Below are 15531 nucleotides of genomic sequence, written 5' to 3' on the forward strand. Positions count from 1 at the left end.
GGCTTCCAGATGGCTGGTCAGCTTTTTATTCCAGTTGTAAATCCTATGAATTCATATCGGTTTAGTAAAAATATTAGATTCGCAAGAAAAAAATGTCAATATTAAATTTTAAAAATTTTTTATTTATAAAAAATTAATATTTTACAGTAAATTTTAGCTTGACTATTTTTCATTTGCTCAGTAACATTAAGGATAACTAATGGATACTAATTCAATAGGAAATATCGGTTAATTGATTGTTCCCACCGGTCAACCGGAGACATTGCTGCAAAATGTCTCCGGCATTTTTTTAATAGATGAATATGCCGACCAGTACACTGGAGGTCTTTACAGAAAATGTAAAGACCTTTTTTATGCGGGCTGGCATGGACTTAATTGAACTGCCGTATACCGAACGGTACGTGCGGTTGTGTGAGAGGTCGGGGGTTAGTCACCTCTTCCTATTCAATTGAAATCAAAAGGGAGGAGTAAGATGAAGTTGTTGAAGAATTGCAGAGTGATAGGAATTTTATTGTTAGTAGGGACAGTTGTTTTATCTGCTGGCTGCCAGAACAAAACAGTTGCTGAAAAAGAAGGCAAAGCCGGAGGTGATGGCAAATATGAGACGCTGACACTGCGCTATCAAGGATCTCCTGGACAAGTCACTTTCCCGGAATTGGCGGAAGATTTAGGTTATTTAGATCCAATCAAACTTGAATGGGTTGGAAATACAACGAGTGGACCACAGGATATCCAAACAGCTGCAACAGGGGAAATTCATTTTGGCGGTGCATTTAATGGAGCAATTATTAAATTAAAAGCCAGCGGCGCCCCGATTAAAGCCGTGATCAGTTATTACGGCAGCGATGAAGATACGTTCAGTGGGTTTTATACATTAGAGGATAGTCCGATTAAAGAGGCGCGAGATTTAATTGGCAAAAAAGTCGGGATGAATACTCTCGGTGCACACCATGAATTCGTGTTAAAAGAATACTTGCGTCAAAATGGATTAACAGAGGAAGAAATTAAAAAAGTAACGATAGTGGTGATTCCGCCAGTCAATGCAGAACAAGCATTGCGTAATAAACAAATTGATGTAGCTGTGTTAGGCGGAATGCTGCGAGACCGGGCATTAGAAAGGGGCGGGATTCGGAAGCTCTTTAGTGATTATGATTTGTTTGGTGCTTTTAATGCGGGCAGTTATGTTTTTACTGAGAAATTCATTAAAGAAAATCCGAATACTGTGAGAAAATTCGTTGAAGCAACAGCGAAAGCAATTGAATGGGCGCGTTCAACCCCTAGAGAAGAAGTCATTGCACGTTATGAAGCAATTATTGAAAAAAGAAAACGAAAAGAAGATGGTGAAACAGTTAAATTTTGGAAAAGTACAGGAATCGGCTCGAAAGGAGGTTATATACAGGAGAAAGATTTTCAAGTGTGGATCGATTGGCTAATAAAAAGCGGTGAGTTGAAAAAAGGCGAAATTGGGCTGGATGACTTATACACAAATGAATTCAACCCTTACTAAAGGAAGCTTGAACAAAAATGTTTAGGAGGTGTTCAACAGGTGACAGATAAAATTCAATTTGACCATGTCACAAAAATTTTTAAAATTCGGGATGTTGAAAAGGGAAAAGGAAGCTTTAAAGAGTTTACCGCATTGAGGAACGTTCATTTTTCCGTTAAAAATGGAGAATTTCTAACGTTAGTCGGGCCGTCAGGATGCGGAAAATCAACTTTGCTTGATCTTCTCGGCGGATTATCTCAACCAACATCTGGGAAAATTTTAATAGATGGGAAGCAAATCGACGGCCCCGGTTTAGATCGAGCAATTGTCTTTCAACAGTACGCCTTGTTTCCTTGGAAAACAGCTAAGGGAAATATTGAGTTTGGTTTAAAAGCGAAAGGTGTGCCAAAAAAGGAACGTTCGGAAATCGCCCGTCATTTTTTGGAGCTAGTCGGCTTGTCCGGCTTTGAAGAACGTTATCCCCACGAACTATCAGGCGGGATGAAGCAGCGTGTAGCTATTGCTAGAAGTTTGGCTTTTGACCCTGACGCTTTATTAATGGATGAACCGTTTGCGGCCTTGGATGCTCAAACACGCGAAACATTGCAAAACGAATTGCTTCGTATCTGGGAAAAAACAAAGAAGACGATCGTGTTCATTACTCATGGAATTGATGAAGCCGTGTACTTAGGACAGCGTATCGCTGTAATGACTTCACGTCCGGGGACGATAAAACAAATTATTACAAACTCAGCTCATTCCCAAGCAAAGGAAGACGATGCGCGTTCCACGCCGGAATTTGTAAAGACTCGCCATCAAATTTGGGATTTACTTCGGGATGAGGTCAGTAAATCGCAAAATGATCATAAAAAAGAGCATTCAGCTTAGGAAATTTAATAAAAGGAGTGATGACATTGGCTAGTGTTAGCAAATCCATTCAAACTACATATGAAACGAGAAAACATATCCGTTTTTCTTTTCACTGGATCCAAAAACTTGTGAAGCAAACAGCCGTTATTATCCTGCTGCTTTTATTTTGGGAAGTGGCGCCTCGCATTGGAGTGACCGATCCGACGTTCTTTCCGCCTTTTTCAAAAGTAGTTGAAGGCTGGTGGGGATTAGTTGTCTCAGGTGAATTATTGGCTCACTTTCAAGCGAGTATTGTACGTTCATTTATTGGATTTGGAATTGCGCTGCTTATTGCTATTCCTCTCGGATTATTGATTGGCTGGTACCCGATCGTTAGCGATTTGTTAAACCCGGTGCTGGAATTATTCCGAAACACAGCTGCATTAGCGTTATTGCCTGTATTTATATTAGTGTTTGGCATTGGTGAAACATCGAAAGTAGCGATTGTCTTATTCGCTTGTACATTTCCTGTTCTGCTAAATACTATTAGTGCCGTTCGAAATGTCGATCCGTTACTTATTAAATCGGCAAGATCAATGGGATTACCGCCATATAAATTGTTTTATCAAGTCATTTTGCCTGCATCTATTCCGACTATTTTTACCGGAATACGTATGGCGGGAACAGCCTCCATTCTCGTATTAATTGCTGCTGAAATGGTAGGGGCTAAAGAAGGATTAGGATACTTAATTAATTATACTCAAATGAATTTTCAAATTCCCGAAATGTATGCCGGTATTATTACCATTGCCATACTTGGCTTTGTATTAAATTATATTTTAGTATCTTTGGAAAAACGGTTCTCTGCTTGGAAGACAAATCAATAATAAAGGAAAGAGGGGAAAATTAAATGACGGCAAATAAGCGCGAAATGAAATTAGGTGCATTTTTCATGATCCCAGGGCATCATGTCGCAGCTTGGCGGCATCCTGATGCAGAAGCTCATAATGTCATGAACTTTGATTTTGTCAAAAGGCTTGCGCAAACGGCTGAACGAGGAAAGTTCGATATGATCTTTCTGGCGGACACGTATGCAGTAAGAACAGGGAATCAAAAGGCATTTGAGCAGACAGTGAATACACTTTTTGAACCATTTACTCTGTTATCAGCCCTTTCATCTGTGACCGAACGCATTGGGCTTGCAGCTACCGTGTCGACCACATTTAATGAACCCTTTAATGTAGCGCGAAGATTTGCCTCGCTTGATCATTTGAGCAAAGGCCGGGCAGCATGGAATGTTGTCACATCCAATACGGAAGCAGAAGCTCATAACTTTAGCTTAGAGCATCATCTTCCGCATGAACAGCGTTATGATCGTGCTGAAGAATTTGTAGATATAGTGAAAAAGCTATGGGATAGTTGGGAAGATGACGCTTTAGTGATTAATAAGGAATCGGCTCAATTTGTGGACGGCTCAAAAATACAGGCCATTCATCATAAAGGAAAGTGGTTTTCTGTAGAAGGACCTTTAAACGTTTCCCGTCCTGTTCAAGGCCATCCGGTTGTGATCCAAGCAGGTTCGTCTGAAGCTGGAAAAGAGCTGGCCGCACGTACCGCGGAGGTTATTTTTACAGCGTGGCAGACGCTTGAAGAGGCTCAAGCTTTTTATGCCGATGTGAAAGGAAGAATGAAAAAATATGGGCGTTCACCAGATGAATTGAAGATTATGCCAGGTGTTTTTCCTGTTATCGGAAGAACTGAAGAAGAAGCTGAGAAGAATAAGAAGCTGCTGGAAGAACTTATTCCTGAAGAAGCAGGAGTTGCTCTTTTATCTGGAATGTTAAGTGTTGATTTATCAGGGTATCCTGTCGACGGTCCCTTGCCTGATTTGCCTCATTTGGAACAAATAAATGGAGGGAAAAGCCGTTTTAAGCTGTTAAAAGACCTTGCTGAGCGTGAAGGATTAACGATTCGTAAGCTATATCAACGGATAGCAGGAGCACGAGGGCATAGAGAAATTAAGGGAACACCTGAACAAATTGCCGATCAACTGCAAGAATGGTTTGAAAATGGGGCAGCTGATGGCTTCAATATTATGCCGCCATATTTGCCCGGAGGACTTGAAGACTTCGTTGACTTAGTGATACCTGAACTGCAAAAACGGGGATTGTTCCGCACGGAATATGAGGGCAATACTTTACGAGAACATTTAGGGCTAAAACGTCCTGAAAATACTTTAATTGCTAAAATAGGAGAGACACTGTAGATGAAGGGAAATATTGCATCTAAAAAAATAGTCATGCGAAAATGACAGTTTAATGGTCGAGTCAATTAGTTAGGGGTGTCCCAAAAAGTAAAACTTTAGGGCATCCTTTTTATTTTAGAAGTAAGAGCTGGCCGCTTCTTTATTGGAATTAGACTAAGATGCATTTACATAAATTATCTTTTTTATATAATTTAGAAATTAATAAATATTTTAAATTGAAAAGTTCATACTCTATTTTTGTTGCATGGACTGGAAATTCGATAAAAAAAACTTTCTGAAACTTAGTATACGAGGAGTGAGAGGCTATGGAAATATTTCTAGCTTGGAAGGATAATTCTTGATTGAATGTTTCTTGCTGCTCGATGTGTTTCAATAATTTAGAAATGTGATCATCCGAATGAGGGAACGAACGATTTTCGTTTGGTTTTTCAGCTGGAACGTGGCCCGTTACTTCTTCGAACGCCCCTTTCCCAAACCGGTCAACGACAACGATCGCGGAGTTCTCTAACTGCATGTTGTGTTGTTGAACAAGGGTTTGAAAGTGTCTTAGTTTGCCAGGTCGCTTTCAATAAATAATCGCTGTACACGGTCATTTTTGATGAAGGTATAACCGTTCTTTTCCAATAGCTAGGCACCATTTTCGTAATGTACTATCGCCAATTCCTAAGGTATGGCTCACTTCTTTGGTACTGTAAGCTTGTTCTTGCGATTTCATTCGTTCAACCTCCTAGTGGGATGGGACGGGATATAGAGCGTCTCTCCTATCCGTTTTAGAAGCATTCGACAGATATAATTTATTTACCTGTTCTGTAAGGAGGAAAAGGGAGAGAAGGACTGCATAAAATCCGCCTTTTTTATGCAAGATTTAGAGCTTCATAAAAGGGGAAACCCTTGATCCATCAACGATGTATAAAATCCTGCATAAACGAGTCAAAACAGAAAACCGCCAATTCCTTGCGTATCAAGGGGTTGGCGGTTTTCATTACTTCCCATAGTTGGCTTTATGTTACCTAGATTTGTATAAAGCATTCACATATGTTTAATGATTTATTTTTTGGGTTTAAATTTATTATCTATTTCTTTAAATTCCTCACTATCAATATCTGGTGGTTCATCCTCATCTTTTCTTAATTTCCAACCAATAAATCCAGTAACCATCGCAAATATGAGTGAACCTTGCCATTCGATTTCAATATTTGCCATAAAATTATCTATTACTTCAATCAATAAAAAGGTAAGAGTTGTATTCAAAATAAATGGTAGCCATCCTTTACTCGTTTGAAGTATGCCAACAGATTTTAAAGCTTTTGGTATTGCATCTGTAATAAAAGCAAGAGGTATTTCAAGGAATAAATACAAAATAAAGAACAATACTAAATCCAATAATGAATTATATTGGAAACCTATTATTCTTAAAATGATGTATTCAAAAAAAGCAATAAAGAGTAATATTATCAGTACGATAGAAATAGAGATACCAACAGTTTTAAATTTATTGATATGAACTGCCTCCTTCAAATTATTTTTCTCAATATTTTAAATTAGAACGGGTAATTATCATTACCAATTATTAGTAAAAATGATTTATATATATAAAGAACCTGAGAAAGTCTCTTTTCTAATTTTTATTTATTTATCATCATTAAGGAACTATATGCATTCACTTTTCCTTCTCCAAAATAATTGTCTCTACCAGGCTTACCGATATCAGAACTTCCCTTCTCTAGATATTTAAGCACTTTATTAACAGAAGGCTTATTACCTGTTCGTTCTGTATACTCTGAAATAATAAGAGCTGCAGTAGCACTGACTTGTGCTACTGCATAACTTGTTCCTTCAGTTAGTGTGTATCCTTGAGGAATTCCAAGCCCCTTTACTTTCTGCATATTTTACAGCTTTTTTATATGCCTTAATCAGTAACTTATCTTCTTTTTCAGACTTAATAAAATAAGTACCGACGCTTAAGTTGATCACATCATTATCATTATTAGCTGCATCAATAATAGCTTCTATCACCCATACTGATTTCCCTACCTCATTTCCAATAACTTTGTAAGGAACAATTGTTGTCTCTGGAGCAATACTTGACATTATCCCAGCAATAGTTGTGCCATGACCTAATTCATCAGTAATATCCATGTCATTTGTGACATAATTTTTTGCTAATGTTAAATCAATATTTTCTTTTATCAATGGGTGTTCTATATCTACTCCACTATCTATTAAAGCAATTGTGGAATGTTCCCCTGTATCAATAGATAAATTCTTATAATCACTTGTCACATCTTTTAAATACCAATTAAAAGGCGTAAATGTTTCAGAATTTAGTGATGGAAACTCGATATTAGTGTCAAATTGATTAGATTCTTTAAACTCATCGAGTGTTAATTGCTTCACTTCGTTTAGAATTCTATTTGGTGTAACGGCATCTTCGTAAGGGGAAATGAGATCTGGTAATTCCCCTTGTACATCTATATATTCTATTATTTTATTTTCAATTTTATTTACATCTATATTTTTAGAATTCTCTACATATATTAATTCAATATCTTCGATTGCTGTTACATTCAAAGACGGGTATTGGTTTTTCATAATTTCTAAAACTTCTTTAGCCTGTTTAGGACTTTTTAATAAATATGTGTAGTTTTCTAGAGAATTATTTTTTTCTACAGTATTGTTTGATTCGGCAGAACCATAAACCGGAAATGAGACTAATATTAAAGGAATACTTAGAAGAACAAACAAATACTTTTTACTTAAATTATTTTTCTACCCCACTTTATACAAATTCAAAATTTCCAAACATTCAGTAGTATATCACACTATTATAAAAAATTCCAATATTTTCATATATTTTACAAATTTAAACTTCGATTATATTTTTCGTTTTTATTAATTTCGATTAGGAACTGAAAGCAGCAGGGATTTATCAAACATATCATCAATGATTTCGTTTTTACCATATAAGTATATGTTTTTCAGTATTTCTCGAAGCTCCACATGAAAATTTAGTACATTATTGCGAAAATGGCAAAGAATTTAAAGGTAAAACAGCACAATTGTTTGTATAATCAGAAAATAAAAATTGTTAAAATTATTCCATAAATTAAATCCAATATAAGGAGTGGTTGAAATGGCTATTATGCGGGTTGGCAAGGCTGAAATAAGAGTCATGGATCTTGAAGAATCAGTCAAGTATTACACAAATGTAATTGGTCTTGAAGAGATGAGAAGAAGTGAAGGGAGAGTTTATTTAAAGGCGTGGGATGAATTCGATCATCATAGCCTTATTCTTCAGGAGGCTGACTCTCCTGGCCTTGATCACATTGCTTTTAAAGTAGAAAACGAAGAAGATTTAGCCAAGTACGAAAAGAAGATTGAACAATTCGGGTGTACATTAAAACGGGTTTCAAAAGGAACAAGAATTGCGGAAGGAGAAGCAATTCGTTTTGAACTTCCAACAGGCCACCAAGTTGAATTGTATCATAAAATCGAGCGTGTCGGTACGAAAACAGGAGATTGGAATCCTCACCCATGGCCGGATGGACTGCGGGGAATTGCGCCGCATCGTCTCGATCACCTAGCATTAACAGGAGATGATATAGACACTGTAACGAGATTTTTCACTGAAGTCCTGGATATGTTCGTTAGTGAAAAAATTACAACAGTAGATGGAGAACAAATGGTGGGGAGCTTTATTTATGCTAGAAATGGAAAACCGCATGATGTTGCCTTTATTAAAGGACCGGACAAGAAGATGCACCATGTCGCGTTCTATGTTGACAATTGGTATGATGTGCTAAAGGCAGCAGATATTTTATCAAAAAATAATGTCCAATTCGATGTTACACCGACACGCCATGGCATTACGCGAGGACAAACAACTTATTTCTTTGATCCTTCAGGCAATCGCAATGAAGCTTTTGCGAGCGGTTACATTACTTATCCTGATTTTCCAACTATAACATGGACTGAAGACAAAATCGGTCAAGGAATTTTTTATCACAGAAGAGAGTTGACGGAGTCATTCGCCAAGGCATTGACGTAAGAAAAAGCACAACTGATCATAAGCGAGGATAAAAACATGCCGATTATTCAAATTCAATTGTTTGGAAGTCTTACAGTAGAACAAAAAGAGACGTTAATAAAAGAAACATCGGACGCAGCAGCTCATGCCTTAAATGTGCCATTAAGCACCATTCGTGTACTGATTCAAGAGCTTCCTGCGGAAAACTGGGGAATTTCCGGAGAATCAGCACAAAAGAAACTCAGTCAAACTAAAGGAAAATAATCGAAATTCTTGTATTTTTAAAGAATTTTCATGATTCTTTCATATCTGTGTGGAACAGATTTCGCAGTGTTTAAACTAAAAAGCGTATTTTGTAAGCGTTACCAAGAAATTTTTAATCTTTTATGGAAATAGGCAGACCGAATAGCGGTTTGCCTTACCTTAAATGATATGTAGGGAGACGCTGAATCTCCTTAAATGACAGGTCGGGGGAGGAAAATTAGAATGGAAAAAAATAGAATTTTATTAGAGAATAAACCGGACATCGCTACTCTTCTTGCCAAAGCAGAAGAGGTAGGGCGTCTTGCTGAGGAAGAAGCTAGCGAAGCTGATCGAAATGCCCGTTTTTCTGATCGGGTGGCTAAGGCCATTAAAGATGCAGAGTTTCACAAGCTTTTGCGTCCCAAGCGGTACGGAGGGCTTTTAGTAGACTTAAGGACTTATAGAGAGATTATCCGCACAGTGGCTCGCCATAGTGTGGCCGGTGCTTGGCTGACATACTTTTACTCCATGCATGAAGTTTGGGCTGCATATCTGGATCCAAAAGGCAGAGAAGAAATCTTTGGGCAAGGAGGATTGCTGGCTGACGTGGTTGCTCCTGTAGGCCGAGTAGAGAAAGATGGTGAAGGCTACCGTCTCTATGGGCAATGGAACTTCTGCAGCGGTGTCCTCCATAGTGATTGGATCGCTCTCGGTGCCATGATGGAACTGCCTGACAGCAATGGTCCAGAGTACTGTCTGTTGGCGTTGCCCAAGTCTGATGTCAAAATCGTAGAAAATTGGAATACGATTGGTCTCCGTGCTTCTGGAAGCAATGGAGTACTTGTTGAAGGCGCCTATGTGCCATTGCATAGAATCCTTCCAGCTGGTCGAGTGATGGCTGATGGAAAACCGGTCGGGGGCGATTATGATGAGAATGATCCGGTATATCGTATACCGTTTATGCCGCTTTTCTTGCTGGGATTCCCTTTAGTATCTTTGGGCGGGGCAGAACGGCTGGTGTCACTATTTCAAGAGCGCACCGAGAAACGTATTCGTGTCTTCAAGGCCGGTGCGAAGGAAAAGGACTCTGCGGCCAGTCAGCGGTTACTGGCTGAAATGAAAACAGAGTTAAATGCAATGGAGGGCATTGTTGAACAATATATTCGCCAGCTAGAGGCTTGTCAAAAAGAAGGAAAGACCGTGATGAACGATATGGAAAGAGAACAACTGTTTGCATGGCGAGGATACGTGGCAAAGACGTCAGCTAATATCGCTGTGAGAACAATGCTGACACTTGGAGGCAATTCGATCTTTAAAGGGGATCCGGTCGAACTGTTCACGCGAGATTTGTTAGCTGTGGCGGCTCATCCAAACTCCCTGTGGGAGGACGCTATGGCTGCATACGGAAGGACATTATTTGGTTTACCGGGTGATCCAGTCTGGTAAAGCAGCGGCAGAGTGTGTAATTGGAGTTAAAATCACTCTTTATGAGTGTGAAATGTTTTAGGTAGAGGGAGTTCAACTTCGCATAAAGCTCGGACCAATAAAACCAGCTGGAGGGTTGTTATTCAATTCTTAACAGTTGTGAGGGTCCAGCACAATATTTATGGTTCAATTATGGGGAATTTTAACAAAAAACTACCGAAAAAGGAAAGGATACTGATACCGATGGATGATCGTTTGTTTCGCAACGTAATGGGGAAATTTGCAACAGGGGTGACAGTTATAACGACGGAGATCGATGGGAGTATACACGGTATGACTGCAAATGCGTTTATGTCCGTATCGTTAAATCCAAAATTAGTGCTTATTTCGATTGGTGAAAAAGCTAAGATGCTTGGCCGCATTAAAAAATCTAAAACATATGCCGTGAGCTTTTTGGCTGAAAATCAAAAGGAAATATCTATGCAATTTGCCGGACAAATCAAGGAAAATCGTGAAGCTGAATTTGATTGGTTGAACGGTATGCCTGTGATTAAAGGAGCGATCGCTTCCTTGACATGCAATGTGGTTGCAGAATATGAAGCAGGAGATCATACATTGTTTATTGGAGAAGTTACAGATGTTCATTTTCAGGAAGATGCTGAACCGTTAATATTTTTCCAAGGAAAATACCGCGAATTAAAATCTCTAAAAGAAAGCGTCCATAGTTAACGATTCCGTTGAAAAGAGGGGAGCTCAATTTCTTTATCATAGTGTTAACACGGGCGATCGAGTAGCTCTCTTTTTCACGAACCGTACCATCGTATAGTCATAGAAACGACGGAAATTTAATGGTTATGAAACAGAATTTAAGCGTAAGAAGCAGGAGGGGAGGGAAAATCATGTTTAAGGTGCAGGTGATCGATGATGGCGAAGGAAACCGCGAATTGCTATGCCATGATCGGGAAAGCTTGCTTGATGCGGCTAATAGAAAGGGCATTAAAATTCCTTATGCTTGTAAAGGCGGTGGGTGTGGAATGTGCAAAATTAAAGTGGAGGAAGGAGAATTTGAAAGAGGTACCAGTTCCAAAGCAGTGTTGCCTGACACGGAAAGAGCGGTGAATTATACATTAGCATGCAAGACGTATCCAAAAACCGATATGAAGATTCTTATTGATCTATCTAAAGTCACTCACTCTTCTTAGGTGGTGAAAACATGAAAGCTGATGAACTGGACTTAACGAAAATTTATAAAATCTCTACTCTTACCAATCAAGACGATCCACAAGAGCGAATAGTTACGATTCCAACAGCCGCCATGGGGATGCTGCGCCACGAGCTGATAGAAACGTTGGGAATCGAGCGAACGAAAGGGTTCCTTCTGCGTCATGGATGGCATTGCGGGGTTAAAGATGCGCAAAAAGCGTTAGAAATGGACTGGGATAGCAAAAAGGAGCTTTTATTCGTAGGTCCGAGAATGCATACGCTGCATGGCTATCTAGAAGAGGTAGATGTATTAGTGGCAGAAGTGGACTTTTCCAATGGAACGATGCACCATGAAGCAATTTGGAAAAATTCTTATGAAGCTGAAGAACATCTTCAAAGATTTGGGCTTGCTCACGAGCCTGTTTGTCATACACTTGTTGGCTATGCAAGCGGATATTTATCAACTATTCTTGGCAAAAAAGTCATAACGAAAGAGGTTAAATGCAAAGCAATGGGCCATGAATATTGCCACGCTGTCTGTCGAACTGTTGAAGAATGGGATGGTGAAATAGATGGCGAGCTCAAATATTATAAGGCAGATAATATTATCGGCGAGCTTGATGAGACGTTTAAGAAGCTAAAAATAGAAAGAGACAATCTTAGTAAAGCGTACGAGGTTCATCGAAAGCTGATGGAAGAGGTTCTAAAGGAAAATGACTTATCTTCGATTGCATACGCTCTTCATCAAATCACAAAGATACCTGTGCTCATAGAAGATGTCAATTTCAATCTAATTGCTTTCGCGGGGTTTCCAGAACAAAATGCTTCTTTTGCTTCCGATAACTTTAAAAAATGGATTCATCAAAAAAGTAAATACTTAAGAGATTTGAAAACTTTAAAGCAAACGTTATTTTTAGAATCTTCCTCTAAACAAAAAAGACTGATTACTCCGATCTATCTGGATCGAAAAATTGTCGGGTATTGCTCTTTTCTTTATGAAGAAAAAGCTCCGCAGGAAGTGGATAAGTTGATAATACAACATGGAGCGCTTGCTTGTTCGCTTTATTTGTTGAATGAGCGAACTCGCTTTAATACGGAGCAACGGATTAAGGGAAAATTTTTGGACGATATTTTATCTAAACAAATTTCTTTTGAAGAAATGACCAAGCGGGCCTATTATATAGGCTTTCAATTGAATGATCCGTACTTTATGATTGCAATCGATACTTTGCTTCAAAAACCATCAGTTGAAGAAGAAATGGGCTTTAACGATGATTTAATAAATGATATTTCCATATTTATGAAGAATCGAGGGTTAAATGCTTTATTTGGTCAAAAATCTGGAAAGGTCATCATTCTTTTATCCGAATGTCTGTTGTTAAAAAACAAGATGAATAAGGAAAACTTTTGTAAATCATTAATTGATTACTGTTCCAATAAATATCCTCAATATTTATTTAAAGTAGGAATCAGCTCAAACACCAGTTCAATAGAAGAGGCATCTCAACTGTATGAAGAGTGCCTGTCAGCGTTGAGGGTCGCCAACCGTCATCAGAAGATTATTTTCTTTGATTCCTTAGGGATTGAAGGAATCATCTTCCAAATGAAAAATATAAACCCGATTCAAAAGTTCATTTATAAAAAATTAGGAAAGTTAATTGAAGAAGATAAAAACAGAAATATGGAATTCACTAAAACACTTTATTATTACTTGAGCAACGGCAGCAATGTTCATAAAACAGCGCGTGCTATGAATTTTTCTATAAGCGGTTTGCGGTATCGGCTGCAAAAGATAAATGAAATTTTGCAAATCGATATCAATTCTCCCAGCGTAGGCTATCAGATGTTTTTGTCTCTTCGATTCCTCATCTACTGGGGGGAACTAAATATCGACCTAGATTTGCATTTAGATAAAGAGGAGATTGTTGGAGACTGAAAGATGAACAGCTTTTCTTTTTAAATAAATGGTCAAGGAGACTGGGACGGCACGTGAAATTGCAGCAGCTGCCTATATTGGAGAAATTCCGGATATAAATGGATCATTAAATATTAAGCTTGCTAAAAACATGATTCTTTCAAGCATCTGCTTTTGGTTCTCTAGGAATCAGCCGGTATTTTCTAAATCAAGACGATTATATTTTTGTCGAATGGATGCCTGTACATTTCTTCAACCCATTAACAGCAAGATTTGCCGAGTCAAGAGGAATGTAAAGAGAAGCTGTCATATGATATGTCTTCATGAATAGAAAAATCAGATATCCGAATCGTTAGCAAAAGTAGAAGAAACCTAAACGAGGTGTATACCATTATGCAGGTTATTGATGAAAAAGTGATTCAATTCGCTGACTGCCTTATAGAAGCGGAAAAAAATAGGAAAGCTGTTGAGCCGCTAACTTCTCTCGATCAAGAAATCACAGTAGAGACTGCATATAAAGTTCAATTAGTAAATATTCAACGGAAAGCTAACACCGGACAACGAATCGTAGGGAAAAAAATAGGATTAACATCCTTGGCGATGCAAAAGCTGTTGGGAGTCAATGAACCGGATTATGGTCATTTGTTAGATGAAATGAAGGTGGAAAATAGAGGAGCTCTTCCTTATGAAAAGGTTCTCCAGCCAAAAGTAGAAGCAGAGATCGCCTTTGTTTTAAAGAAAGATTTAATCGGTCCAAGAGTAACAGAGCTGGATGTACTTCAAGCAACAGATTATATCGCTTCAGCCTTAGAAATTGTCGATAGCCGCATCGCCGATTGGAATATAAAATTGCAGGATACGATTGCTGACAATGCTTCTTCAGGTTTTTTTGTATTAGGTGACAAGCAAGTGGCTGTTGATTCTTTAGATTTATCAAGGATAGGAATGGTGTTATATAAAAACGGAGAGGTCATGAACACAGGAGCAGGGGCGGCAGCTTTGGGGAATCCAGCTACCTGTGTAGCCTGGCTAGCCAATAAGCTTTTTGAATACGGAATAACACTTAATGCAGGAGAGATTATTCTTTCAGGTGCTCTTTCCGCCGCCATCGATGCGGAGCCGGACGATTTTTTTCAAGCCCGTTTTGCTCATTTAGGCGAAGTAAGCGTTCGCTTTTGCTAGCCACAGTAAAAAAAGAGTGATAGAAACGGAGTGATATTCATGACTAAAGTAAACGTCGCTATTCTTGGATCAGGAAATATCGGCACAGATTTAATGTTGAAGCTGGAACGTTCCAATATTTTGCAATTAACAGCTATGATTGGGATTGATCCTGAATCAGATGGTTTGCGCCGTGCGAAAGAAAAAGGGTATACGGTTATCAGCACAGGAATCAAAGGGTTCCTCGAGCAACCGGAACTTGCTGATATCGTCTTTGATGCAACATCAGCTAAAGCGCATATCCGTCATGCAAAGCTGTTAAAGGAAGCGGGTAAGATGGTTCTTGACTTGACTCCTGCAGCTGTCGGAGCACTCGTCATCCCGTCTGTAAATCTCCATGAACATCTCGAAGAAAGGAACGTGAATCTCATTACATGCGGCGGCCAGGCGACCATTCCGATTGTCCACGCAATTAATCGGGTGAGTCGAGTTGATTACGCTGAAATTGTCGCAACCATTGCAAGTAAAAGTGCGGGACCGGGAACAAGGGCAAACATTGATGAGTTTACACAAACGACGGCACGCGGCATTGAAAAAATTGGCGGAGCCAAAAAGGGAAAAGCCATCATCATTTTAAATCCGGCGGAGCCGCCTATTATTATGAGAAATACTGTTTATGCTCTAGTAGAAGAAGCAAGTATGAATGAAAAAGCCATTGTTCAATCGATTTTAGAGATGGTGGAAACGGTCCAATCGTATGTACCGGGATACCGGATACGTACCGATCCAATCATTGATGGGAATAAAATCACTGTCTTCCTTGAAGTAGAAGGAGCAGGCGATTATTTGCCGAAATATTCTGGAAATCTTGATATTATGACGGCTGCTGCGGTAAAGGTTGCGGAAGAATTCGCAAAACATCAATTAGCAGCACAAACGGCGTAGAGGAGGAAAAC

16 protein-coding genes are annotated in these 15531 nt (G+C 38.9%); 12 read left to right on the plus strand and 4 right to left on the minus strand.

The window, feature by feature from the left end:
* Positions 1 to 472: 472 nt before the first annotated feature.
* The 4 genes from NSQ61_RS19100 to NSQ61_RS19115 are packed head-to-tail and all read left to right on the plus strand — an operon-like array spanning position 473 to position 4601.
* Entirely contained in the window at positions 473 to 1507 is a 1035-nt protein-coding gene (locus tag NSQ61_RS19100) for an ABC transporter substrate-binding protein (RefSeq protein ID WP_063388410.1), read from the plus strand.
* 39 nt (positions 1508 to 1546) lie between these two features.
* Complete coding sequence (locus NSQ61_RS19105) at positions 1547 to 2374, plus strand: ABC transporter ATP-binding protein (RefSeq protein WP_340807934.1); 828 nt, start codon at positions 1547 to 1549, stop codon at positions 2372 to 2374.
* Between the two features lie 26 nt (positions 2375 to 2400).
* Positions 2401 to 3222, plus strand: a complete 822-nt coding sequence (locus tag NSQ61_RS19110) for an ABC transporter permease (protein ID WP_232515604.1) — start codon at positions 2401 to 2403, stop codon at positions 3220 to 3222.
* Between the two features lie 23 nt (positions 3223 to 3245).
* Positions 3246 to 4601, plus strand: coding sequence for an LLM class flavin-dependent oxidoreductase (locus NSQ61_RS19115; protein WP_339193326.1), 1356 nt, complete (start codon positions 3246 to 3248; stop codon positions 4599 to 4601).
* 589 nt (positions 4602 to 5190) lie between these two features.
* Here the strand turns inward: NSQ61_RS19115 and NSQ61_RS19120 are convergent.
* The 4 genes from NSQ61_RS19120 to NSQ61_RS19135 form a co-directional block, all read right to left on the minus strand.
* Positions 5191 to 5316, minus strand: coding sequence for a hypothetical protein (locus NSQ61_RS19120; protein WP_277874806.1), 126 nt, complete (start codon positions 5314 to 5316; stop codon positions 5191 to 5193).
* A gap of 332 nt (positions 5317 to 5648) precedes the next feature.
* Positions 5649 to 6119 (minus strand): YrvL family regulatory protein, encoded by a 471-nt coding sequence (locus NSQ61_RS19125; RefSeq protein ID WP_235600456.1) that lies wholly within the window; start codon positions 6117 to 6119, stop codon positions 5649 to 5651.
* Positions 6120 to 6226: 107 nt separating this feature from the next.
* A complete protein-coding gene (locus NSQ61_RS19130) occupies positions 6227 to 6487 on the minus strand; it encodes a hypothetical protein (protein ID WP_063388371.1) in 261 nt (86 codons plus the stop codon).
* Entirely contained in the window at positions 6438 to 7346 is a 909-nt protein-coding gene (locus tag NSQ61_RS19135; RefSeq protein WP_063388370.1) for a S8 family serine peptidase, read from the minus strand. The genes NSQ61_RS19130 and NSQ61_RS19135 overlap by 50 nt, the downstream gene beginning before the upstream one ends.
* Positions 7347 to 7734: 388 nt before the next feature.
* Here NSQ61_RS19135 and NSQ61_RS19140 point away from each other — a divergent pair, with 388 nt between their 5' ends.
* The 8 genes from NSQ61_RS19140 (at position 7735) to NSQ61_RS19175 (ending at position 15520) form a co-directional block, all read left to right on the plus strand.
* Complete coding sequence (locus NSQ61_RS19140) at positions 7735 to 8649, plus strand: catechol 2,3-dioxygenase (RefSeq protein ID WP_063388369.1); 915 nt, start codon at positions 7735 to 7737, stop codon at positions 8647 to 8649.
* A gap of 18 nt (positions 8650 to 8667) precedes the next feature.
* Complete coding sequence (locus tag NSQ61_RS19145; RefSeq protein ID WP_268753475.1) at positions 8668 to 8892, plus strand: tautomerase family protein; 225 nt, start codon at positions 8668 to 8670, stop codon at positions 8890 to 8892.
* Between the two features lie 222 nt (positions 8893 to 9114).
* Positions 9115 to 10317 carry a flavin-dependent monooxygenase gene (locus NSQ61_RS19150; protein ID WP_327873251.1) on the plus strand — a complete coding sequence of 401 codons (1203 nt, stop codon included), beginning with the start codon at positions 9115 to 9117 and terminating at the stop codon, positions 10315 to 10317.
* 222 nt (positions 10318 to 10539) lie between these two features.
* Positions 10540 to 11025, plus strand: a complete 486-nt coding sequence (locus tag NSQ61_RS19155) for a flavin reductase family protein (RefSeq protein WP_340807938.1) — start codon at positions 10540 to 10542, stop codon at positions 11023 to 11025.
* A 170-nt stretch (positions 11026 to 11195) separates the two neighbouring features.
* Positions 11196 to 11498 (plus strand): 2Fe-2S iron-sulfur cluster-binding protein, encoded by a 303-nt coding sequence (locus NSQ61_RS19160; protein ID WP_130157373.1) that lies wholly within the window; start codon positions 11196 to 11198, stop codon positions 11496 to 11498.
* 11 nt (positions 11499 to 11509) lie between these two features.
* Entirely contained in the window at positions 11510 to 13435 is a 1926-nt protein-coding gene (locus tag NSQ61_RS19165) for a XylR N-terminal domain-containing protein (protein WP_340807941.1), read from the plus strand.
* Between the two features lie 372 nt (positions 13436 to 13807).
* Positions 13808 to 14596: a 2-keto-4-pentenoate hydratase gene (locus NSQ61_RS19170; RefSeq protein ID WP_340807943.1), complete on the plus strand. Its 789-nt coding sequence runs from the start codon at positions 13808 to 13810 to the stop codon at positions 14594 to 14596.
* A gap of 39 nt (positions 14597 to 14635) precedes the next feature.
* The gene (locus NSQ61_RS19175; protein ID WP_130157379.1) at positions 14636 to 15520 is read left to right on the plus strand and encodes an acetaldehyde dehydrogenase (acetylating); all 885 of its coding nucleotides are present in this window, start codon (positions 14636 to 14638) and stop codon (positions 15518 to 15520) included.
* Positions 15521 to 15531: the final 11 nt, after the last annotated feature.

Origin of the sequence: Aeribacillus sp. FSL K6-1121 (assembly GCF_038003725.1) — a bacterium.
Taxonomy (GTDB): Bacteria; Bacillota; Bacilli; order Bacillales; family Aeribacillaceae; genus Aeribacillus; species Aeribacillus composti.

What these genes read in the sequence shown, in the direction of transcription:
- NSQ61_RS19165 (WP_340807941.1), top strand. Translation starts at nt 11,510, where the DNA reads ATGAAAGCTGATGAACTGGACTTAACGAAAATTTATAAAATCTCTACT.
- NSQ61_RS19140 (WP_063388369.1), top strand. Translation starts at nt 7,735, where the DNA reads ATGGCTATTATGCGGGTTGGCAAGGCTGAAATAAGAGTCATGGATCTT.
- NSQ61_RS19120 (WP_277874806.1), bottom strand. Translation starts at nt 5,316, where the DNA reads ATGAAATCGCAAGAACAAGCTTACAGTACCAAAGAAGTGAGCCATACC.
- NSQ61_RS19175 (WP_130157379.1), top strand. Translation starts at nt 14,636, where the DNA reads ATGACTAAAGTAAACGTCGCTATTCTTGGATCAGGAAATATCGGCACA.
- NSQ61_RS19115 (WP_339193326.1), top strand. Translation starts at nt 3,246, where the DNA reads ATGACGGCAAATAAGCGCGAAATGAAATTAGGTGCATTTTTCATGATC.
- NSQ61_RS19130 (WP_063388371.1), bottom strand. Translation starts at nt 6,487, where the DNA reads ATGCAGAAAGTAAAGGGGCTTGGAATTCCTCAAGGATACACACTAACT.
- NSQ61_RS19150 (WP_327873251.1), top strand. Translation starts at nt 9,115, where the DNA reads ATGGAAAAAAATAGAATTTTATTAGAGAATAAACCGGACATCGCTACT.
- NSQ61_RS19160 (WP_130157373.1), top strand. Translation starts at nt 11,196, where the DNA reads ATGTTTAAGGTGCAGGTGATCGATGATGGCGAAGGAAACCGCGAATTG.
- NSQ61_RS19155 (WP_340807938.1), top strand. Translation starts at nt 10,540, where the DNA reads ATGGATGATCGTTTGTTTCGCAACGTAATGGGGAAATTTGCAACAGGG.
- NSQ61_RS19100 (WP_063388410.1), top strand. Translation starts at nt 473, where the DNA reads ATGAAGTTGTTGAAGAATTGCAGAGTGATAGGAATTTTATTGTTAGTA.
- NSQ61_RS19170 (WP_340807943.1), top strand. Translation starts at nt 13,808, where the DNA reads ATGCAGGTTATTGATGAAAAAGTGATTCAATTCGCTGACTGCCTTATA.